The sequence below is a fragment of the Aquisphaera insulae genome (assembly GCF_011064615.1).
Taxonomy (GTDB): Bacteria; Planctomycetota; Planctomycetia; order Isosphaerales; family Isosphaeraceae; genus Aquisphaera; species Aquisphaera insulae.
On sequence record NZ_JAALJH010000118.1, the window covers coordinates 1 to 22,310 of the forward strand.

The following is a 22,310-nucleotide window of genomic DNA, read 5'->3' on the forward strand; positions in this document are numbered from 1 at the left end:
CATGGCCGGCGGGGCGGCCGGGGGTGCCGACGCAGCCGGGCCCGGCTTGTCCCTGGGCTTGCCCGCCGGGGCCGGGGGGACCGGTGCCGCGCCTTGCGGCCCGGGAGCCGCGCCTCCGGGCACGTCCACGGAGGCGATCTCGCCACCGTCCTTCAATCCCATGTAGTCGAGCAGGCGGGCCTGGGCCCACTGGAGTGCCGGGCCATTGACGAGGGCGCCGCCCGCGAATGCGGCGCCCACGATCAAGACGACGAGAAGGACCTGTCGCACGGTCGCGGCCTCCTTGCCTTGCCCTGCCCCACCCGATGCCTCTCGATTCGCTCCGGCCCGGAAATCCGTCCCGGCCGGGCTCCTTGTCAAACTCGCCGCGAGCGGAATAATCCTGGAGGCTCCAAGGGATTCCGCCGGCCGGCGAATACCCCAGGTGGGCCGGACCGGGGATCAGGGCGGGCCGGGCGGGAATCCGTCAAGAACCCGTCAAGCCCGCCGGGGGATGCGACGAAGACCTTAGTGGTCCCTCGCGACGATCCCGCCCCGCGGCCTGGAACCTCGCGCAGTCTTCTAACCCAGACTCCTTCATGAAGCAAGCCCAGTACGCACCGTCGAGGCCCTCGCGGATGGCCAAGAGGACGCCATCAGGCTTTCCCGAAGCCCTTTCCTACCCGGCTTATGCGCCCGCCATGCGGGCTCGTGGCGGGCGGCTCCTGGGACGCGGGGCCTGGCGGCTGACGAGGGAGCTTTTCCGCGCCGCCTGGTTCATCGTAACCCTCCCCATTCGCCTGGTCCTCCTGGTCCTCAATCTGGTTAGTCGGCTGACGGGGATCGCGGTCGGATTCGGGATGATGGTCGTCGGCATGGCCCTGTGCATCGGGCCGTTCTTCATCGTGGGAATCCCGGTCTTCGTGATCGGGCTGCTGCTGACCATGCGGTGCCTCGGGTAAGATGGGGGAATGCCTCGGCCCGGCGCCGGCCGTGGGGGCCGCGAGCGAGGCCATCGAAGAGTTGACGCCGCGATGATCTACCTGGACCACAACGCGACGACGCCCCTGGACCCGGAGGTCCTGGAGGCGATGCGGCCGCATTTCCTGGCCGGGGGGAACGCGGAGAGCCGGCACGCGGCGGGCCGGGCCGCCCGGCGGGCCTGGGAGGAGGCCAGGGAGTCGGTCGCGCGGATCCTCGGGGCGGATCCGGCCGAGGTGGTGTTCACCTCGGGGGGGACCGAGGCGAACAACCTGGCCCTCTTCGGGCTCTCGGGCGAGGAGTCCGGGGCCGGCCACATCGTCTCATCGCCGATCGAGCACCCCGCCGTCGCCGAGCCGGTGGCGAGCCTCCAGGCCGATGGCTTCGCCGTGGACCGCCCCGAGGTCGACCGATCGGGAGTCGCCGACGCCCGCCGGATGGCCGAGTCCTTCACCGGCCGGACCCGGCTGGCGACGCTGATGCTCGCCAACAACGAGACCGGCGCGATCCAGCCGGTCCGGGAGCTCGCCGGGCTGGCGATCCCGCGCGGGATCCCGGTGCACACCGACGCCGTCCAGGCGGTGGGGCGGATCCCCGTGCACTTCCGCGCCCTGGGGGTCTCCACCCTGGCGGCGAGCGCCCACAAGTTCCACGGGCCGGTGGGCGTGGGCCTGCTCCTGGTGAAGCGGGGGGTCCGGCTCAGGTCCCGGCTCCTCGGCGGCGGCCAGCAGCAGGGGCGCCGGCCCGGGACCGTCGCCGTGCCGCTGGCCGTCGGCCTGGCGAAGGCCCTGGAGATCTGGCAGGCCCGCGCGGCGGAGCGGACCGCGGCGTGGGTCGCGCTCCGCGACCGGCTCGAATCGGCCCTGGTCGCGGCCCTGGGGCCGGGGCGGGTGATCCGCAACGGTCCCGAGGACGACGCCCGCAGGCTCCCCCAGACCGTGAACCTGGGATTCCCGGGGCTCGACGGCGACGGCCTCCTGATGCAGCTGGACCTCGCCGGGGTCGCCGCCTCGCTGGGCTCGGCCTGCTCCAGCGGCGCGAGCCGGCCGAGCCCCACCCTGGTCGCCATGCGGGTGCCGGACGACCGGCTCCGCTCCTCGGTCCGCTTCAGCCTGGGCGCGAACACCACCGCGGCCGACATCGAAGAGGCCATCCGCCGCATCCTCCCCATACTGGAAGCGAACTAACCACGAAGGCACAGAGGCACAAAGAAGAGCGGGAAGGGAAGGAGTCCGGCAAATAGGGTTGATGTTGGGCCTGATTCACGGCCCATTCAGGCCAAGAACGCGATTCCTGGCCGTCCCCATTTGTTCCGTCCTTCTCTTCCCCGCGTCTTCTCTGTGCCTCCGTGCCTCTGTGGTTAGTCCGTATTGGTCCGGGTCATTTCGGCTTGAGGTCGCCCCCGGTCGCCGAGGTCGGCGCGCCCGGTGGTGGGTTGATGGACGGCAGCGGGTCCGGGAGCCCGTCCCCTCTGTCGGGAGGCGTGGGGACCGCGAGCGGATCGGGCGGCTTGACCTTCTCTCGAGGCCCCAGGTACGGGTCCACGGGCTTGGTGCCCGGCGGGGCCGGGCCGGTGTTGGCGTCGGCCGGCATCCGGCCGGGGGCGGAGGGGAGATCGGAGGGGGGCGGGGCCGGCCCGGTGGCCGCCGGCTCTCGCTCTCCGATCGGCGGGAGCACGCCGGGGATGCCCGCGGCGGCGGTGGCGCCGGCGGGCGGCGGGGTGGGGGGCACGGCCTTCCGCCTCTCGCGCGAGTACCAGAAGAAGTCCTTCCAGCGGTGGGGCGTCACCAGCGGCTCCGGCATGATGACCGGGAAGAGGTAGCCGCCGCCGCCGAGCGCCTGGTACGTGTCCACGACGGCGGTCAGTTGCTCCTTCTTGGTGTCGATCAGGATCCGCCGGGCGTTCAGCAGGTCGCGCTGGGCGAAGAGGACGTCGATGTACTCGGCCCGGGCGTTCTGGAAGAGCCGGGTCGCGGAGTCCACCGAGGCCTCGAGCGCCAGCACCTCCCGCTTCTTGATCTCGATGCTGTTGCGGTAGTTCTCCACCTTGTTGAGGCGATTGACCACCTCGGTGACGGCGTTGATGATCACCTGCTGGTAGTGGTAGACGGCCTCGAGCTGGCGGGCGTTGGAGGTGAGGTAGTCGGCCCGGATGGCCTTCTTGTTGATCAGCGGCCCGACCATGTTGCCGGCGAGGGTGGCGACCAGGGCCTGGGGCGAGGTGAAGATGTAGGCCGGGTTGAAGGCGGCATAGCCGACGCCCGCGGTGATGGTCAGGACCGGCAGGAAGCGGGCCCAGGCGACCTTCACGTCCAGGCCGGTGGCCGCCAGCTCGCGCTCGGCCTGGCGGACGTCGGGCCGGTTCCGCAGGATCTCCGCGGGGACGCCCACGCTGAGCTCATGCAGCCTGAGCTCGATGAAGTCGCCGGACCTGCGCTCGACGACCTGGGGGAACCGGCCGACGAGGAAGTTGATCCGGTTCTCGACCTCGATGATCTGCTGCTTGACGATCAGCTTCTCGCTCTGGTTCTTGCGGACTTCGGCCTGGAACCTCTGGACGCCCAGCTCGGTGCCGCGGGCCGCGTCCATCAGCGCCCTGGCGACCTGGAGGCTCTGCTCCTGGAGGGCGATGATGCTGTCGAGGATCTCGAGCTGCTTGTCCAGGGAGAGGAGCATGTAGTAGTTCTCGGCGATCTCCGCGATCAGCCGGGTCGCGAGGAAGCTCCGGCCCTCGCCGGTGGAGTAGTAGCGCATCGTCGCGGCGTCGCGGGCGTTGTGCAACTGCCGCCAGATGTCGGGCGTCCAGAAGAGGATGGGGCCGAGCGAATAGTTCGGCAGCGGGTTCAGGAACGGCTTGCCGGGGAGCAGGTCGAGGGTGTTGTCGACGACCCCTTCGCGGGTGTAGCGGCTGGGCCGGTCCATGCCGATGCCGCCCCCCATCATGACGAAGGGGATGTACGCCCCCTGCCGCGCCATGATCTCGTTGCTGGCGATCTGGATCTCCTCGCCGAGGATCCTCAGCTCCTGGTTGCCGACCATGGCCTGGTGCATCAGGCCGGTCAGCATCGGGTCGGCGAAGAAGTCCTCGATGCAGACCTTGGACGTGTTGTCCGGGCTGCTCGCCCCGTTGAAGTCTCCGGGCAGGTCGGGGGCCCGCTTCGGCTTGCGGAGGGCGGGGATGCCGCAGGACGGCAGGACCAGCAGCAGGCCGCAGACGGTCGCCAGTGCGACCGCGCGCCGACCGGGCCTTGCGTTCGGGGTGTTCGCTAACCGGTCCATCCGTTTCATCCTTGAAACTTCGACCTGGAGAAATATCTCGGCCATCCGCTGACGAGAGCGATACGACCACGATCCAACCGCCCGGGCACGCCGACCCTCCTCCTGAGGGCCTCGCCCCGAACAACCGTCGAGTCCTCCTCCCCTCGCCTCGCGGACCGTCCACGATCGAGAGGGATCACCGAGTGGGCGTGCTGCTTCGCCGGGGAGAGGGGGCGGACTTCCGATCCCGATCGACGCCCGGCCCCGGGGTGAAGATACCCCCGGCATCCTACGAAATGAGTTAGATTGATGGTCTAGCGGGTTTCCGTCGAACCGTCAAGCCCGAGAGCTCGCGGCCGTGCGGACGACGCCCCGCTCCCTAAAACACATGATCGCGTTCATCCTCGTCGTGGTGATCGTGGTCATGCCCGGGCCCATGCCCTCCCTGGAAGATCTCGGTGACGGGGGTATCCACCTCGTCCCGGAGGAGCTTCCGCTTGTCGGCGAGCACGCCGAACAGGTAATAGAGGCCCGGGATCACCAGGACGCCGCAGATGGTGCCCACGAGCATGCCGCCGACCGCGGCGGTGCCGATGGTCCGGTTGCCGATCGCCCCCGGGCCGGTGGCGACGACCAGCGGCAGGAGGCCGGCGATGAAGGCGAAGGAGGTCATGAGGATCGGCCGGAAGCGGAGCTTGCCGCCCTCGATGGCCGCCTCCTTGAGGCTGACCCCCTCGCGATGCCGCTGGACCGCGAACTCGACGATCAGGATCGCGTTCTTGCCCAGCAGGCCGACCAGCATGACCAGGCCGATCTGGGCGTAGACGTCGTTGGCCAGGCCCGTGAGCTTCAGGAGCAGGAAGGTCCCGAAGAGCCCGACCGGCAGCGACAGGATGACCGCCAGCGGCAGCATGAAGCTCTCGTACTGGCCGACGAGCACCAGGTAGACGAAGACCACGACGATCAGGAAGATGTAGATCGCCGTGTTCCCCTTCCGCGCCTCGTCGTAGGAGAGGCCCTCCCAGCCGATGTCGTAGCCGGGGGGCAGGGTCTGCTTGGCCACCTCCTGGATCGCCTGGATCGCCTGGCCGGTGCTGAAGCCCCGGGCGGGCGCCCCCTGGATCGCGGCCGACGGATAGAGGTTGTACCGGTTGATCTCGTTGAGCCCCTGCTTCTTCTTGATCTGCATGAACGACGAGTACGGGACCATGTCCCCCTTGTCGTTCTTGACGAACATGTTGGCGAAGTCCTCGGGGAACCGGCGGAACTCCGGCGACGCCTGGACATACACCTTGAAGAACTGGCCGAACCGGACGAAGCCCTGCTCCCAGGTGCTCCCCACCACGATCGACAGGTTGTCCATCGCGTCGGCGATCGTGACCCCCTTCTGCATGGCCACGTCGTTGTTGATGATCAGCTCATACTGCGGGTAGTTGCTGGCGAAGAAGGTGAACAGCCCCTTCACCTCCTTGCGCTTCTCCAGCGCCTCCATGAACTTCTGGGTCACCCGGCCCAGCTCCTGGTAGTCCATCGAGTTCGTCTGGTCCAGGACGCGGACGGAGAAGCCGCCGGCCGCCCCGAAGCCGGGGACCGCGGGGGGCTCGAAGAACTCGAGCTTCACGTTCGAGATCTTGCTCCCCTTCTCCTCCAGCTCCTCGATGATCTGCCGCGAGGTCAGCTTGCGGTCGGACCAGTTCTTGAGGTTGATCAGGCAGGTCCCGGCGTTCGAGCCGCGGCCCTCGGTGAGCACCTCGTAGCCGGCCAGCGACGAGACCGAGGTGACCCCCTCCACCTTGCGGGCGATGTCCTGCAGCTCGTGGGACTTGGAGTTGGTGTACTCGAGCGTCGAGCCCGGGGGCGTCTGGATGATCCCGTAGATCATGCCCTGGTCCTCGAGCGGGATGAAGCCCGAGGGCAGGTGGTTGTTCACGAAGTAGATGCCGGTCCCGAAGGCCGAGATGACCAGCAGGGTCAGGGCCCGTCGGGTGACGATCGGGCGGAGCACCGCCGCGTAGCCCCCGGTGACCTTCTCGACCAGGCGGTCGAAGGCGTGGAGGAACAGCGCCAGCGGCCCCCGCCATCCCACGTGGGGCGTGTGGGGCTTCAGGAGCATGGCACAGAGGACCGGCGTCAGGGTCAGGGCGACGACGCCGGAGAGGACGATGGACATCGCCATCGTGAGCCCGAACTGGCGGTAGAAGACGCCGACCGGCCCGGTCATGAAGGTCACCGGGATGAACACCGCCGTCATCACCATGGTGATGGCGATGATCGCCCCGCTGATCTCGTGGATGACCTCCATCGTCGCCCGGTAGGGGGAGAGGTGCTTCTCGTGCATCTTGGCGTGCACCGCCTCCACCACCACGATGGCGTCGTCCACCACGACGCCGATCGCCAGCACCAGCGCGAAGAGCGTGATCAGGTTGATCGACAGGCCGAACAGGAGCATGAAGAAGAACGTGCCGATCAGCGACACCGGGACCGCCAGGGTCGGGATCAGCGTGCTCCGCCAGTCGCCGAGGAAGAGGAAGACCACCAGGGCCACCAGCACGAAGGCCTCGAACAGGGTGTGGAGCACCTTCTCGATCGAGGCCTCCAGGAAGCTCGAGACGTCGTAGCTCACCTCGTAGTCCATGCCCGGCGGGAACGTCTTCTCCTTGAACTCCTTGAGCTTCTCCTTGACCTCCTCGATGATCGTCGCCGCGTTGGTGCCGGGGAGCTGCTTGAGCACGATGGCGGCCGACGGGTTGCCGTCGATGTCCGAGTAGAGGTCGTAGAACGACGACCCCAGCTCCACCGTGGCGACGTCCTTGATCTTCAGGTTCTCGCCGTTGGGGTTCGCCTTCAGGATGATGTTCTCGTACTGCTCCGGCGTGTTGTAGCGGCCCACCCAGGTCAGCACGTACTCCACCGTCTGCGACGTCTTGCCCGTCGCCTGGCCGAGCCGCCCGGGGGAGCCGATCATCGACTGCTCCGCCACCGCCTTCATCACGTCCGCCGCGGAGACGTTGTACGCCCGCATGCGGTCGATGTTGAGCATGATCCGCATCGCGTACGCGCGATTGCCCAGGATGTTCGCCGAGCCGATGCCGCGGGTCCGCCGGATCTCCGGCAGGAGCTTGACCGTGACGTAGTTGTAGAGGAAGTTCTGGTCGAGGCCCTTGTCCGTGCTGAAGATGTTCACGTACATCAGCATGCTCGTCATGGCCTGCATGACGATGATGCCCTCCCGCTCCACGATGGGGGGGAGCCGGTTCTTCACGATCTGGATCCGGTTGTTCACGTTGAGCACGGCCACGTTCGGGTCCGTGCCCGGCTCGAAGATGATCTGGATCGCACCCTCGCCGGCGCTGGTGGCCGCCGAGGCCATGTACCGCATGTCCTGCACGCCGTTGATCGCCTGCTCCAGGATGATCAGCACCGAGTCCACCAGCACCTCGGCGCTGGCCCCCGGGAACGAGACCTGGACGATCACGCTCGGCGGCGCCACCGAGGGGAACTGGCTGATCGGCAGGGTGTTGATCGCCAGCCCGCCCAGGAACAGGATCAGGATCGAGATGACGATCGCCAGCGCCGGTCGGTAGAGGATCTTTGCGAACATGGTCCTGCGGGTCTCGGGCCTAAGGGGGGGGCGAGGGACGCGGGCCGAGGCGAGAGGGGCCGGGAGGGACGGCCGGGGAGACGAACCGGCGATCGTCCGGGGGCTGCTCCCCGTCCTCCTCGCCCCTCGCCCCTCGTCCCTCGCCCCTCCCGCTCATTCCGCCTTGTTCTTCAGGTTGGCCATGACCACCTCGGGCTCGCGGAACTCGTACTCGACCTTCTGGCCCTCGCGGATCTGCCGCGCCCCCTCCAGGACGATCCGGTCCCCGACCTCGACCCCCTTCTTGATGACGTAGATGTCGTCCAGCACGTTGCCGATCTCGATCTCGCGCTGATGCACCACGTCGTCCTTGTCCACCACGTAGACGTACTGCTTGGCCAGGTTCTCGAAGGTCGCCCGCTGGGGGATCACGAGGGCGTCCTTCATCACGTGATGGATCAGCACCTTGCCGGTCTGGCCGTGGCGCAGCAGCCGCTCCGGGTTGGGGAAGTCCGCCCGGAAGGCGATGTTCCCGGTCTCGTTGTTGAACTTGGCCTCGATCGCCCCGATCTTGCCGACGTGGTTGAACTTCTTCAGGCTCGCCAGCTCGAGCTCGATCTTCTGATCCGCACGCTCCGACTCCGGCGTGGCCATGTATTCCAGGTAGCCCTTCTCCGGGACGTTGAAATAGACCCACATCACGCTGTTGTCGGACAGGGTCGTGAGCGCGTCCCCTTCCTTGATCAGGCTCCCCTCCCGCTCGAGGAGCCGATCGACGATGCCGTCGAAGGGGGCCTTGACGTTGGTGAAGTTCAGCTCCGCCCGGGCCAGGTCCGCCTTGGCCGTGGCCTCCGCCAGCTCGGCCTCGAGCAGCTTCAGCTCGTTCGGCGAGACGACCTTATCGTCGGAGAGCTTCTTGGTGTAGTTGTATTTCATCTGGGCGAGGTTGGCCTTGGCCACCTCGGCGTCCAGCTTCGCCTTGTAGAGGACCGGCAGGATCCGGAACAGCACGTCCCCCTTCTTCACCGCCTGGCCTTCCCGGACGTTGATCTCCTCCAGGTAGCCGCTCTCCAGCGCGCAGAGATCGATATGCCGTTGCGAGTGGATCTGACAGACATATTCCTGGGTGATCGTGACGTCCTTCGACTCCGGCTTGGTCCCCACGATCTTGTGCGGCTCGACGTGGACCTCTTCCTCGTGCTTGTGGAAATACGACTCGTACTTGCCGGCGAGGTAGACCTTGGCGTGCCGGGCCCCCCCCTCGATGCCGTCGACGCACGCCCGGAGCCTGGCCGTGACGGGCGGGGGGAAGATCTCCACCCCCATCTTCGTCAGCCCGAGGACGCCGCCGCCCGCGACCGCCGCAACCAGCGCGAGCGTCGTGATCGGTCGCCGCACGGCAAACATGACGGGATTCATGGCCCTTGCACTCCTGGCCGGTTCGCGGCCGCTTGACATCCCAGACGCTTCGGATGACGGGAACCCACGCACATGTTCCAACCCGCTGGCTCCGCAAGCACCTCTGCCTGCGACATGCGCACGACGGCCGTCCGGGGCCCGGGGAGGTTATCCGAGGGAGCCGGACCTGAGAGCATATGAGCCCACGACCGGGCCACGCATCCGGGAGCGGCACTCCCATCGCGGGTTCCGCAATTCCCCTCAACGAGGCCCATCGTGCAAGCATCGGCGCGTCGGCCGAAGTCGGGGCACGGGCCACGGGGTGATGGTCGGGACCATGACGGGCCCGACGGAAGCGCTCTTCATCCCCTCGAGGTGATCGCGCCCGCATATCCGCGGACGACACGGACCGGGGGACGGATCAGCAACGGAGCGGTCGAGCCACGAGCGCAACAGCAAAGTGAATCGGTTCGGAGCAGGACTCGATGCGGGGAGAGGGGAGGATCTGTGACGATGCAAAAGCCGGCGGAACGATGACGATCAGGTCGTCCTCGATCTCAGCTTCCAGCTCGTCCTTGATATCAGCCTGAAGGAAGTGGGCCTGCTTGAGGGAAGGTTGACCCACCGCCCCGATCAGGTCGCGACCGCCAATCTTGGTGATTTGTCGCGCCTGGAAGCTCGGCGAGGACAAGGCGCCAAGCGCTCGCGCAGGCCGAATCGGCGAGATTACCATGGCTACCAGGAGCGCCAGTGCGACCAGGCTCCGAATACCATGATGAATCAACCGACCACGCATGATCGTTTTGGCTCCCATCCCGAAGAGAGGAATGCGAGGAATCTTAGGCGATCGGTCCTCGCTCGTCAAGCTGATGCAATTAAAGGTCCGTTGCGACCTTACTTCGTTCCGTACGCTGCGAATCCCGTGCCGGTTCGCCCCATGGCATTGAGGCCGGCATGGCGGTAGGCTCACCAACGGAGAACATCCCGCCCGAACGACCGCCGATCGACCGACCGACCGGCCGGCCGGCCCACTCCTTGAGGGAACGGCCACGCCCGTGGCCCCCCGCCCCGGAGGCATCATGAAGCCGATCATCCTCCCCGCGATCGCCGTCGCCTGGATCGCGCCCCTCGCCGCCGCCGCCGAGATCCACGTCTCGACCCAGGGCAACGATGCCCACTCCGGGTCGCCGACCGCCCCCTTCCGCACCATCGGCCGCGCCGCCGAGGCCGCCATGCCCGGCGACGTCGTCGTGGTCCATGCGGGCACCTATCGCGAGCGCGTCAACCCGCCCCGCGGCGGCGAGTCCGACGCCCGGCGGATCACCTACCAGGCCGCGCCCGGGGAGGCCGTCGAGATCAAGGGCTCGGAGGCCGTCTCGGGCTGGACGAAGGACCGGGACCAGGACGGCGGCCTCGTCTGGAAGGTCACCCTCCCGGGATCCTTCTTCGGCGCCTTCAATCCCTTCGCCGAGGTCCTCCGCGGCGACTGGTTCGACCCCAGGGGGCGGGTCCACCACGCCGGCGCCGTCTACCTTAACGGCGACTGGCTCGTCGAGGCGAGGTCCCGCGATGACCTCCGCAAGCCGCCGGCCCCGGGCGGCCCCTCGCTCTGGTTCGCCGAGGTCGCCGACGGCCGCACGACGATCCGGGCCCAGTTCCCCGGCATCGATCCCAATCACCACCTCGTCGAGGTCAACGTCCGCCGCACCGTCTTCTATCCCGATCGGCCGGGCCGGGACTACATCACGGTCCGCGGCTTCACCCTCAAGCACGCCGCCGCCCCGTGGGCCCCGCCGACCGCCGAGCAGGTCGGCATCATCGGCCCCCACTGGAGCCGGGGCTGGATCATCGAGGGGAACCGGATCAGCCATTCGACCTGCTCGGGCGTCTCGCTCGGCAAGTACGGCGACCGCTGGGACAACACCTCGGCCGACACCGCCGAGGGCTACGTGAAGACCATCGAACGCGCCCTGGGCCGCGGCTGGAACATGGAGACCGTCGGCCATCACGTCGTCCGCGACAACGAGATCTCCCACTGCGAGCAGACCGGCATCGTCGGCAGCCTGGGCGCGATCGGCAGCACGATCCGCGGCAATTCCATCCACGACATCCACGTCCGCAAGCTCTTCACCGGCGCCGAGATGGCCGGGATCAAGCTCCACGCCGCGATCGACGTGCAGATCCTCCACAATCAGGTCGCGCGGACCTGCCTGGGCATCTGGCTGGACTGGATGGCCCAGGGGACGCGGGTCGCCGGCAACCTCCTCCACGACAACGAGGAGGACCTGTTCCTGGAGGTCGATCACGGCCCCTTCCTGGTCGATGACAACGTCTTCCTCTCCCCCCGGTCGCTGGCCACCGTCTCCCGCGGCGGGGCCTTCGTCCACAACCTCTTCGGCGGGACGATGAACATCGTGGCCTACGACGCCCGCAAGACCCCGTTCCACCCGGCCCACTCCACGGCCCTCGCGGGCCTGCACGACAACCCCTGCGGCGACGACCGCTACTTCAACAACGTCTTCACGGCCCGCGCCGACCTGACCCCGTACGACGCCGCGCGGCTCCCCGTCGCGATGGCCGGCAACCTCTTCCTCAACGGCTCGAAGCCCTCCGCTCATGAGGAGAATCCCCTGGTGAAGCCGGACGTCAACCCCGCGCCCCGGCTGGTCGCGAAGGACGGCCATCTCTTCCTGGTGCTGGCCCTCGACCCGGGCCTCCTCTCCGACCTCAGGACCGCGCCCGTCACCGCCGGGCGCCTGGGCAAGGCCCTGATCCCGAACCTCCCCTACGAGCAGCCCGACGGCTCCCCCGTCCGGATGGACCTCGATTACCTGGGCGCCTTGCGGACGTCTCCCCATCCCACGCCCGGGCCGTTCGAGGCACTCGGCCGGGGGACGACCCCGATCAAGGTCTGGTAAGACGAGGGAGTTGGCTCCGGGCATCGCGGGGGTGGAGCGTACCGAAGAGCCGATCCCAGATCGACGTGTAGAATCCGAAGTTCCCCCGGTCGTCGCGGTGGTGCCCCGCGTGGAAGGTGCTCGTGCCGAAGAGCCGGATCAGCCGGTGTTCGGCCCAGGACCGCGGCAGCGGCTCGACCCCGAGATGGCCGACGACCCCGAACGCCAGGTTCAGCGCCAGGTAGACGAGGATGCCGAGCCAGGAGGACGAATAGAGCAGGAGGATCGTCAGCCAGAGTGCCCCGAAGCCGAGCGCCTCGATCGGATTGAGGACGAAGAGGTCCAGCGGGCGGGGCCGGTCATACTGGTGGTGGGTCGCGTGGGCCAGCGGGAAGGCCCAGGGATGATGGGCGATCCGGTGCGTCAGGTACATCGCCAGGTCCATCATCAAGAGCAGCGCGGCCGCGTCGAGCCAGGCCCGCGCGCCGGTGTCCCGCCGGATGACGATGTACCCCGACCGCCAGAGCCACCAGCCCGCGGCCGTGACCAGCGTGTTGAGGACCACGCAGCAGGCCGCCCACGCCAGCTCCTTCGCCTCCACGGGGGGCGGCAAAGGTCCGACCCTCCGCGTGCGGAAGATCCATACCAGCAGGTCCCCGCCGAGGACCGCCACGCCGAAGAGGACCGCGTTCTCGACCAGCATCCAGCCGAGGGCCTCTCGGAACGACATTCGGGCGAAGGCATCCAGGATCGCGTTCATGACGATTCCCTGAGTGCGTCCCCATCCGGATTCCCCGCGGATCGCGGGCGGGAGGCTGCGACGGGTCACGCACCATGGTAAGGTAGCGACCTGCTCTGGAAAAGAAACGCGTGGCGGGCGGGCAAACAGGACAGGACCATGGCTTCGAAGCGAGTCGACCGGGCGCTTTCCTGCCTCTGGTTCGTCGCGATGGGGCTGATCGCCGCCTACGGCCTGGTGGCGATGAACGAGGTCCTCGACTCCTATGAGATGACCGGCTGGGTGATCACCCCTCGCGCGCCCCGGGACCTCCCGCGCGAGCGGCTCCTGGCGACGGTCCCGCTGTTCGCCTGGTGGAGCGTGGCGACGCTCGCCCTGGGATTCATCCCCCGCGAGGGCCGACGGACCTGGCGACGACCGGGCCTCGTCCCCGGCATGGCCGTCCTCCTGTCCGCGGGTCGATTCCTGATCGAGATGGCGGCGACGAACCTGCGGGATAGAAGACGCCCGCCCGCCGATCTCTGGCAATGGCTCCAACTCGTCGCCCCGAGACCGACGACGCTCCCGCCCATCACGCACACCGTGGGCCTGACCGTGGCGGCGACGTGGTTCGCCCTCTGGATCGCCGGCTGGTGGCACCCCGCCGCGACCTGGAACGACCGCGCCGGGCGGGTGCTCGGGCTCTACTGGATCGCCGTCTGCATCATCGATCCCTTCCATAGCTGGTTCATGTGAGGACCCCCGGCCATGGCACCAGGGCCGCGACATCGACGACGGTTCGGGCTGGCCGATGCGATGGTGCTGATCGCGGCCTCGGCCGTGGCGCTGGCGATGACCCGGTCGTACATGCGATGTTTCCCGGCGCTCCATGAGTTCCTCTCGCGCGAGCCGTACAACAGGGGCGTGATGGGGACTCGCGAGCGACTCCACGCGTGCGTGCCGCCCCTGGTGGTACTCACGGCGGCGCTCCTGCCCCTGAGCCTGGTCCGCCCCCAGGACCGTCGCCCTCGCCGCCGTCTCCGGCTCGCCCGATCGCCCGGCCTGACGGCCAGCTCGGTGTCCTGGGTCGCGTTGACCTTCGCCCTCGTACGGTCTCTCTTCGACCTCAGCACCTCGCTCAGGAACACGTCCTTTCCCGGCGTCGGCCACCTCGGCCTGGAAGGCATCTTCACGCTCCGCGTGGTCGGCATCAAGGACTCCCTCGGCCCGGCCGTCGCCCTGACCTGGCTCCTCCTCTGGCTGGGCGGTCGCTGGCGGGCCGAGCCGACCCGCGTCGACCGCCTCGGCCGGCTGCTCGGAGCTCTCTGGATCGCCATCGGCGTGGCCTCGTGGATCGAGGTCCTCATCAGGCGATGACCTCGCCCCGATCGTCCAGCCCTCCATAATCCTCCCCCGCCCGAAATATTTCCCCGCCCCCCGCGAATCCCCCTTGCGTCCTTCTACAAGTCGTAGTAACCTTCCTACTACAAGTTGTAGATCAAGCCGCGATGGTGAACGTCGAGGGGGCCTGGGATGGCGAACCGGCCGGGGATGAGCGACGCGGAGCGGGAGGTCCTGAGGGTGCTCTGGGATGGCGGGCCGGCGACGGTCCGCGAGGTCCGGGAGCGGCTCGAGGGGCGGGGGCGGACCTGGGCGTACACGACGGTGGCGACCCTCCTGCAGCGGCTCCACACCAAGGGGTACGCGGACTCGGATGCGACGGTCGTGCCGCATCTCTACCGCGCGGCGGTGACCCGCGAGGAGCTGCTGGACCGCCGGCTCAAGGACGCGGCGGCGGAGCTCTGCGACGGCCGCGCCGCGCCCCTGCTGCTGGCCCTGGTCCAGGGCAACACGTTCTCCCCCGACGAGCTGACCCGGCTCCGCCGGATGCTCGCCGACGCCGCGGAGCGCGAGGGTCCGAAGCAGAAGTGACGGGACGGGACGCAACGCGACCTGAAGTCCGATTCGGGGACGTGCATTTCCTCCGGGATTTCGAGGAGGCCGCTCATGCTCTGGTGGTTCGCGGAGACAACCCTCGTGGCCGGGAGCCTCGCCGCCGCCGCCGCCCTCTGCGGCCGGCTGACGGCCCTGGGGGCGCCCGCCCGGCACCTGCTCTGGGTCCTCGTGCTCGTCAAGCTCGTCACCCCGCCGGTGGTGCCGGCCCCCTGGTCGGTCCCCCTGCCAATCCTGCCGGCCGCGGAGCCGTCGGGCGAGCCCGCGGAGATCGCCGCGAGCGACCACGACGTTGCGGCCGAGGCCGAGGCCGAGGCCGGCATCGATGCCGGTGTCGCGATCGCCCCCGAGGGGGAACCCTCGCCGGCGGCCGTCGCGATGCCGGTCTCGTACTCGGCGGAAGGGGAGGGGGGCCGGACGTCCCTGCGGGGCCTTGACGCCGCCGCCATGGACCTCCGCGAGGCCGCCGGCGCGGGACGCCTGCGGGCCTCTCGCCGCGGCGAACGGGAGGCGGGGGCGACCCCGACGGCCGGCCCGGCCGGGGCGTCGATCCTCCCGGCCTGGCTGTCTCTGCCTTCCTCGTCCGATCTTTGCCGCTGGCTCCTGATCGGCTGGGGCGTGGGGGCGGCGGCCCTCGCCGCGGTGCAGGGCCGCCGGATCCTGGCCTTCCGCGGCCGGCTCCGCGACGCGGTCCCGGCGCCGGAGTGGCTCGTCGACGAGGCCGAGGAACTCGGCCGGGCGCTGCGGGTCCGGCCGCCGGAAGTCCTGGTGGCGACGGGCATCGGCTCGCCCTTGCTCTGGTGCCTGGGGCGGCCGCGGCTCCTGATCCCCGCCCACCTGGTCAAGTCCATCGACGCCAATCGCTGGCGCGGGATCCTCGCCCACGAGCTCGCCCACCTCCGCCGCGGCGACCACTGGGTCAGCCGCCTCGAGCTGGCCGCCGGGCTCGTCTGGTGGTGGAACCCGCTCTACTGGATCGCCCGCCGCCGGATCGACGCCGAGGCCGAGCTCGCCTGCGACGCCTGGGTCGTCTCCACCCTGCCGGCCGACCGCGACCGGCACGCCTACGCCGAGGTCCTGCTCCAGATCTGTTCCGAGTTGTCCCCGCTCCGGCCGAAACCCGCGCCGGCGCCCGCACTGGGCGTCGCCGGCTCCGGCCGATTCCTTGAGAGGAGATTGATCATGGTCCTGAATGCTCATCGCGACGACCCCTCCGCCTGCCGGATCGCCCCCGTCCCCCTGGCCGCCGCCTGCCTGCTCGGCCTGCTCGCCCTCCCCTCGTGGTCCCTGGCGAAGCCCGTCGTGCCCCCCCCGGCGTTCGCCGCCGAGGCCGAACGGCCGCAGCCCCCCGACGCCGCCGAGGACGACGATGCCGATGCCGATGCCGCCATCGCCGTGGCCCAGGACGATGACGATGACGACGACGACGACAAGGACAAGGACAAGGACGATGACAGGGCGAAGCTGAAGAAGGATAAGGAGAAGGCCAGGGCCGCCGAGAAGTCCGAGGCCAAGGGCGACGACGACGACGACGACGACAAGGACGCGGACGAGTTCGCCGAGAAGATCGAGAAGTCGGTGGAGGAGGCGCTCGGGCCGGACTTCGAGAAGAAGATGGAGGCCTGGGGCGAGAAGTTCGGCGCCGAGATGGAGAAGCAGTTCGGCGACGGCTCCGAGTTCGCCAAGAAGATGGAAGCCTTCGGCGCCGAGATGGAGAAGAAGTTCGGCGACGGCTCCGAGTTCGCCAAGAAGATGGAAGCCTTCGGCGCCGAGATGGAGAAGAAGTTCGGCCCCGGCTCCGACTTCGAGAAGAAGTTCGGCCCCGGCTCCGACTTCGAGAAGAAGATGGAGTCCCTCGGCAAGAAGATGGAGGAGAAGTTCGGCCCCGGCTCCGACTTCGAGAAGAAGGTGAAGGAGAAGGCCGAGGCCGCCGCCGTGAAGGCGAAGGAGCACGCGGCGAAGGCCCAGCAGAAGATGGTCGAGGCCGAGGCCCGCGCGAAGGCCCAGGCCGCCCGCGACGAAGCCCACAAGCACAAGGCCGAGGCCGAGGCGCACCACGACGCCAAGTTCGAGGCGAAGCCCGACACCAAGTTCGAGGCGAAGCCCGATCGCGACCGCCGGATCAAGGACCTGGAGAGCAAGGTCGAGATGCTCCTGAAGGAGATCAAGTCCCTGAAGGACGAGGGCTGAGACGCAGCTTCGTCCGATGAGGACGCCCAGGATTGACGCTCCGGGTGGCTGTGGTGGAAGCGCAGCGACACCACGGGATCGCAGCGGCTCGACGCGAGGCCCGAGCCTCTCGCGCGGGCCATGGCGATCCCGTGGCGTCGTCTTCGACTCCGCCACAGCCACCCGGAACTACGGCGCCCGACTCTTGCCCCCCGAGCCTCATTCGCGTCCCCCTATCCGTTCCCCCTCGCCCCTCGCCCCTTCCTCCACGCCCCTCGCCCCTCATCCCTCGCCCCTACCGAGAGCCCCTTCCGAACCCCCTCGGCGCGATCTATCATGGAGACCAGGGGCCGGCCCCCGCGGGGCGTGTTCCTCGTCCGTCCGGTGCGACGCGACGCGGCGCGAGCGACCTCGCCCGCTCCTTCATCCCCGGCCCCGGCGAGATGGCCATGGCCAGCAGCGGGCTCAAGATCGGCCTCTTCGGCATCGGGCTGGATACCTACTGGCCGCAGTTCGACGGCCTCAAGGAACGCCTCGAGGGCTACCTCGCGACGGTCCACCGCAGGCTCGCGAGGCCCGGCGTGGAGGTCGTGGACCTCGGCCTGATCGACACGCCCGAGAAGGCCGTGCACGCCGGCCATGCCTTCCGGCGGTCCGACGTCGACCTGATCTTCCTCCACGTCACCACCTACGCCCTCTCCTCCACGGTCCTGCCGGTCGTCCGCCGGGCCAGGGTCCCGGTGATCATCCTGGACCTCCAGCCGGCGCCCGCCATCGACTACGCGGCCTTCAACCGGATGAAGGACCGGACCCGGATGACCGGCGAGTGGCTGGCCTTCTGCGCGGCCTGCCCGGTCCCGGAGATCGCCAGCGTCTTCAACCGGGCGCGGATCCCGTTCCACCAGGTGACCGGCCTCCTCGACGCCGGCGACGACCCCGCCTGCTGGGCCGAGGTCGACGCCTGGGTGGAGGCCGCCCGCGTCGTCCGGACGATGGAGCACAACCGCCTGGGCGTCATGGGCCACTATTATTGCGGCATGCTCGACATCTACTCCGACCTCACCCAGCAGTCCGCCCACTTCGGCGGCCACGTCGAGATCGTCGAGGTCGACGAGCTCGCGAGCCTCCGGGCCGAGGTGACCTCCGACCAGGTCCGCGACCGCTCGGCCTACTTCCGCGAGGCCTTCGACGTCCAGGACGACTGCCCGCCCGACGAGCTCGACCGCGCCGCGCGGACCTCGGTGGCGCTCGACGTCCTGGTCGAGCGGCACAAGCTCGGGTCGCTTGCTTATTACTACATGGGCGTGGGCAACCCCCAGAACGAGGACGCGATCAGCTCGATCATCCTGGGCACCTCGCTCCTGACCGGCCGGGGGATCCCGGTGGCCGGCGAGATGGAGATCAAGAACGTCCAGGCGATGAAGATCATGGACGCCTTCGGCGCCGGGGGTTCGTTCACGGAGTACTACGCGCTCGATTACCGGCACGATGTGGTCTTGATGGGCCACGACGGCCCCGGCCACATCGCGATCGCGGAGGGGAAGACCAAGGTCCGGCCGCTCCGGGTCTACCACGGCAAGGTGGGCCGGGGCCTCTCCGTGGAGATGTCCGTGAAGCACGGCCCGGTGACGCTCCTCGCCGTCGTCCAGGCCGTCGACGGCCGCCTCCACCTCCAGGTCGCCGAGGGCGAATCCGTCGCCGGCCCGATCCTCGAGATCGGCAACACGAACAGCCGCTATCGCTTCTCCCTGGGCGTCCGCCGCTTCGTCGAGGAGTGGAACCGCCAGGGCCCCGCCCACCACTGCGCCGTCGGTGTCGGCCATATCGCCTCCAAGCTCGAGAAGCTCGGCAGCCTGCTCGGTATGGACGTGGTCCGGATCTGCTGAGGAATCAAGACACTTCACGCTCAACCCGACAGTCCCGTGACGGCGACCCGCGGTGGATCGGCTCTTCCGTCCGAGCCGGAAGCGTCAGCGATGGTCATTCTTGAAATCCCTTCCGTCCGAGCCGGAAGCGTCAGCGACGGTCATTCTTGAAATCCCTTCCGTCCGAGCCGGAAGCGTCAGCGACGGTCATTCTTGAAATCACAACGTTTACGAAGTCTCGGCCTGCCTCGTCGTGATCGTTCTGACTCCCGCATGGGCTAGAGGAACCGTCGCTGACGCTTCCGGCTCGGACGGGATTGTCGCGATCCGCAATGGCGGACGTTGACAGCTTTTGCTCCGACGCAGACCCTTCGGGTGGCCGTGGTGGAACACCACGGGACCGCCTCGGCCCTGGTGAAGAGCCAGTCCACCCACTCGGCCTGCCCGCCTCCCGCTTGGCTCATCGTCACCCTCGAGTGCAAGAATGCCCTGGCTCAGGAGGCAGACATGGCGGGCGGGGCGTGCCTTCCTGTCCCCTCCCCCCCGTGTGGGGTAGGGGACCGGAATGGACCGCCTCACTCGTGGGTCAAGACTCGCCTGGTCAGGGGGAGAGCCGGATTTGACCGCGTCCCGAGGCCCGCGCGCCTCCGCCGGCTGAGCCTCGCCTCTGGCCCCGGCGAGGCGCCGCCCGGCGGGTCGCGCTCAGCCGCCGGCCCCGGCGTCGCGGCCGTCGACGAGCCCCCGCGCGGGGCTCTCGGGGGCGAGGCGGAGGTCCCCGCGGGCGCGGTCGACGAACCGGGGATCGTCGAACACGGAATGACGATCAAATCCGCGACCGCGGAGGAACGACTCGGCCTCGACGCGGCCGAGGGCCCGATCCTGCCAGAGCAGGACCGCCCCGCCGCCGACGTCGGCCGGCTGATGCCAGACGTTCGCGTCCATCGCCAGGGCCTTCGTCCAGTCGCGGCCGTGGAGCCGCAGCAGGCTGTCGCGGGCCCTCGAGAAGACGTTGCCCCGGATCACCACCCCCGACGCCCGCGCCGAGCTGTCGTAGAGCATCAGGTGACGGCCGTTGGGGTCAGGCCGCTGGCCGTGGGCCCAGCCGTAGCCGGCGTCGACGCAGGTGTTGAACTCGAAGCGGATGTCCTCCATCCGGCTGGCCTCGTCGCGGTCCCACAACTCGAACGAGTACTCACTATTCCATATCGTATTGAACCGATAGACGATGTTCTTCTGGACGTTCACGCCGGAGCCCTGGTTGGTGAGGGCGGCGTCGTAGACCTCGCCGATCCGGCACCGCTCGACCAGGCAGTCGCGGGCGTTCGCCCAGAACTCGACGGCGTTGCCGAAGCGGACGGGACGGCCGTCGGCGTCGGTGAACTGATGGCCGCCGCCGATGTAGGAGAAGTCGCAGCCGGCGACCGTGATCCCCTCCACGTCCGAGCCGCCGATCCCGTGCCCGGCGCCCTGGCGGAGGTCCAGGTCCTGATAGCGGACGAACCGCACGCCGGTCTCGTCGACGATCGGCCGATTCAGGGCCAGCTCGATCGACCGCGCGCGATCGGTGGGCGGCCCGTCGGAGCGGAGGAAGACGCGGAGGCCGGCCGGGTCGTAATAGTAGTCGTCGGCCGCCTTCAATTCATTCCGGCCCCATTTCTTGACGCCCGTCCGCCGCCCCCCGTCGAAGACCACGTTGCCGACGTCCACGGAGAGCGGCTGGGCCTGGTTGCACTCGACCGGCTCCAGGCGGAGGCCGGCCAGCTCGAGCACGGTCCCGGCGGGCAGGGCCCCCCCAAGGAAGACGGTGAGCCGGGCGGCCGGGTCCGAGCCGTCGGCGTGGAACAGGACGGCCTGCTCGGACCACTCGGGCGCGATCTTCAGACGATCGCGGTCGCGATCGCGGGTACCGGGCCGCACGGTGGCGTACCCGGTCCACGGCGGCGACGCCCGCATCAGGGCGATCGCCGTCGGCACGACGGCCGTCGTGGCCCGGGCGCGGAAGACCAGGCGATAGTCGCCCCCGCGGCGCACGTCCAGCCCGGCGGTCGAGAGCTGGACGTGATGCGCGGCCGTCCCCGGCGCCTCGCCGCTCACCCGCAGCCCACGCCGATCGCCCCCCGGCCCGAGCCCGTCCACGACCTCGCAACGGGCCCTCGCCCCGCCCTCGACGTAGAGCGACCATGAGTCGCCGGTCAGGTCGCGGGCGACGGCGCCGGGCCGCGGGCGATAGGCGACCGGCCGGGTGGCCCAGATCCCCGCCCGGACCTCGACCCAGTCGTCCGGCCGGCTGCGATCGGCGGATCCGAGCAGGCGAGGCTTCGGCGCCCCGGCATCGCCATACGCCCCATACACGACCGGCCGGTCCTTCGCCCCGCCGTGCGGCCGGAGCGAGCCCCGGAAGGTGCTGCCGCGACGGAAGAGGACGCGGTCTCCGGGCCGGATCTCGGCGGCGGCATTGACCCTGTCGATGCTCCGCCAGGCTCGCCCCGGCGCCATGCCGTCCCGGCCGTCGTCGCCCCGGTCGCCATCGACGTAATACGTCCCGTCCGCCGCCCGTGCGCCCCCCGGCATCAGCCCCGCCGTCGCGGCCAGGACCAGGGCCAGGGCCGCGGCCACCGCCAGGGCCCGCGCCCGCCCAGACCAGAGGCCCATCGCATCTTCACGTGTCGCCGTGTCGTTCATCGCCCCACTCCTCCGGCCCGCGTCGGCCCGACCGCCCGCCCGCCCCTCACCTCAGCCTATCGCCAGCCCGATGCCGAGGAAAGGACCGGGGTCGGCCTCGCCCCTCGCCCCTTCCCGGCGAGCCCTACTCGCGCCGCGGCAGCCTGCGATAATCCGGCCCGCGGCCGATCGGGGTCTCCAGGTTGAGGGCCAGCAGGTCGATGAACGTCCGGATTTCCTTCCCTCCGGCCGTCGGCTCTTGGGTTCGCTCGCTTCGCTCGTGCGACCCCTCGTCGGCCCTGACCCGTTCCCGCATCTCCTCGGCCGTCTGGGAGATCGGCGCCTCCTCGGACGCGGGAGCCGGCTCCGGCCGCTTCCAATTCCGCACGTCCTCCGGCAGCGGCTCGTGGGCGTCCTCCGCGATCACGATCGGGGCGAGCTCCCAGCGGTCGGCCTCGACGGGCTCAGCCTCGATCTCACAGGTTTCCCCGTGACCCGGCTCCTCCTCACCCCGACGCGCGGCGTCGAACTCCCGTCCCTTCGTGGGGGAGGGCATCAGAGGGCTCGCCCCGCTTGAAACGCCCGGCACTCCGGGCTCGGGCTCGATCTCACGAGTCTCTCCGTGACCCGGCTCCTCCTCACCCAAAAGCGCGGCGTCGAACTCCCGTCCCCTCCCCCCTTCGTGGGGGAGGGTTAGGGAGAGGGGGCTATCGCTGATGACATGTGAACGAGCCTCAATACAATCAGGCTCACCGCGATATTCAGCCGTTCCCCCGGTCGACGGCTCGCTCCATCCGCCCCCTCTCCCTAACCCTCCCCCACGTGGGGGGGAGGGCATCAGAGGGCTCGCC

General features: G+C 69.3%; 15 protein-coding genes and 1 pseudogene. 8 read left to right on the forward strand and 8 right to left on the reverse strand.

The features are described 5' to 3' along the window. Positions 1 to 270 (reverse strand): annotated as a pseudogene (locus G6O54_RS33390) (hypothetical protein); the annotation flags it as partial. 347 nt (positions 271 to 617) lie between these two features. On the opposite strand from G6O54_RS33390, the gene G6O54_RS33395 reads away from it, so the two are divergent. After that, a complete protein-coding gene (locus tag G6O54_RS33395; RefSeq protein WP_250847211.1) occupies positions 618 to 941 on the forward strand; it encodes a hypothetical protein in 324 nt (107 codons plus the stop codon). Between the two features lie 72 nt (positions 942 to 1,013). Then, positions 1,014 to 2,147: a cysteine desulfurase family protein gene (locus G6O54_RS33400; RefSeq protein WP_165234059.1), complete on the forward strand. Its 1,134-nt coding sequence runs from the start codon at positions 1,014 to 1,016 to the stop codon at positions 2,145 to 2,147. A gap of 193 nt (positions 2,148 to 2,340) precedes the next feature. Here G6O54_RS33400 and G6O54_RS33405 read toward each other — a convergent pair whose 3' ends face one another. The 4 genes from G6O54_RS33405 to G6O54_RS33420 form a co-directional block, all read right to left on the reverse strand. Further along, positions 2,341 to 4,239 (reverse strand): TolC family protein, encoded by a 1,899-nt coding sequence (locus tag G6O54_RS33405; protein ID WP_165234062.1) that lies wholly within the window; start codon positions 4,237 to 4,239, stop codon positions 2,341 to 2,343. 358 nt (positions 4,240 to 4,597) lie between these two features. Then, the gene (locus tag G6O54_RS33410) at positions 4,598 to 7,819 is read right to left on the reverse strand and encodes an efflux RND transporter permease subunit (RefSeq protein WP_165234065.1); all 3,222 of its coding nucleotides are present in this window, start codon (positions 7,817 to 7,819) and stop codon (positions 4,598 to 4,600) included. Between the two features lie 153 nt (positions 7,820 to 7,972). After that, positions 7,973 to 9,217: an efflux RND transporter periplasmic adaptor subunit gene (locus G6O54_RS33415; RefSeq protein WP_165234068.1), complete on the reverse strand. Its 1,245-nt coding sequence runs from the start codon at positions 9,215 to 9,217 to the stop codon at positions 7,973 to 7,975. 400 nt (positions 9,218 to 9,617) lie between these two features. Continuing rightward, positions 9,618 to 9,992: a hypothetical protein gene (locus G6O54_RS33420; protein WP_165234071.1), complete on the reverse strand. Its 375-nt coding sequence runs from the start codon at positions 9,990 to 9,992 to the stop codon at positions 9,618 to 9,620. A gap of 283 nt (positions 9,993 to 10,275) precedes the next feature. Between G6O54_RS33420 and G6O54_RS33425 the strand changes: the two genes are divergently transcribed. Then, complete coding sequence (locus G6O54_RS33425; RefSeq protein WP_165234074.1) at positions 10,276 to 12,114, forward strand: right-handed parallel beta-helix repeat-containing protein; 1,839 nt, start codon at positions 10,276 to 10,278, stop codon at positions 12,112 to 12,114. Here the strand turns inward: G6O54_RS33425 and G6O54_RS33430 are convergent. Further along, on the reverse strand, positions 12,101 to 12,853 hold the full coding sequence (locus tag G6O54_RS33430) for a sterol desaturase family protein (RefSeq protein ID WP_165234077.1): 753 nt from the start codon (positions 12,851 to 12,853) through the stop codon (positions 12,101 to 12,103). The genes G6O54_RS33425 and G6O54_RS33430 overlap by 14 nt on opposite strands. A 138-nt stretch (positions 12,854 to 12,991) precedes the next feature. Here G6O54_RS33430 and G6O54_RS33435 point away from each other — a divergent pair, with 138 nt between their 5' ends. The 5 genes from G6O54_RS33435 to G6O54_RS33455 all read left to right on the forward strand — a co-directional run bounded on the left by G6O54_RS33435 (position 12,992) and on the right by G6O54_RS33455 (position 18,819). Further along, positions 12,992 to 13,567 (forward strand): hypothetical protein, encoded by a 576-nt coding sequence (locus G6O54_RS33435; RefSeq protein ID WP_165234080.1) that lies wholly within the window; start codon positions 12,992 to 12,994, stop codon positions 13,565 to 13,567. Between the two features lie 12 nt (positions 13,568 to 13,579). Further along, a complete protein-coding gene (locus G6O54_RS33440) occupies positions 13,580 to 14,188 on the forward strand; it encodes a hypothetical protein (protein WP_165234083.1) in 609 nt (202 codons plus the stop codon). A gap of 156 nt (positions 14,189 to 14,344) precedes the next feature. Further along, positions 14,345 to 14,743 carry a BlaI/MecI/CopY family transcriptional regulator gene (locus tag G6O54_RS33445; RefSeq protein ID WP_165234086.1) on the forward strand — a complete coding sequence of 133 codons (399 nt, stop codon included), beginning with the start codon at positions 14,345 to 14,347 and terminating at the stop codon, positions 14,741 to 14,743. Between the two features lie 75 nt (positions 14,744 to 14,818). Then, entirely contained in the window at positions 14,819 to 16,954 is a 2,136-nt protein-coding gene (locus G6O54_RS38460; protein WP_165234089.1) for a M56 family metallopeptidase, read from the forward strand. Between the two features lie 428 nt (positions 16,955 to 17,382). After that, complete coding sequence (locus G6O54_RS33455) at positions 17,383 to 18,819, forward strand: arabinose isomerase (RefSeq protein ID WP_165234092.1); 1,437 nt, start codon at positions 17,383 to 17,385, stop codon at positions 18,817 to 18,819. A gap of 681 nt (positions 18,820 to 19,500) precedes the next feature. Here the strand turns inward: G6O54_RS33455 and G6O54_RS33460 are convergent. Continuing rightward, a complete protein-coding gene (locus G6O54_RS33460; protein WP_165234095.1) occupies positions 19,501 to 21,480 on the reverse strand; it encodes a right-handed parallel beta-helix repeat-containing protein in 1,980 nt (659 codons plus the stop codon). 124 nt (positions 21,481 to 21,604) lie between these two features. Next, positions 21,605 to 22,015 (reverse strand): hypothetical protein, encoded by a 411-nt coding sequence (locus G6O54_RS33465; protein ID WP_165234098.1) that lies wholly within the window; start codon positions 22,013 to 22,015, stop codon positions 21,605 to 21,607. Between the last annotated feature and the right edge of the window lie 295 nt (positions 22,016 to 22,310).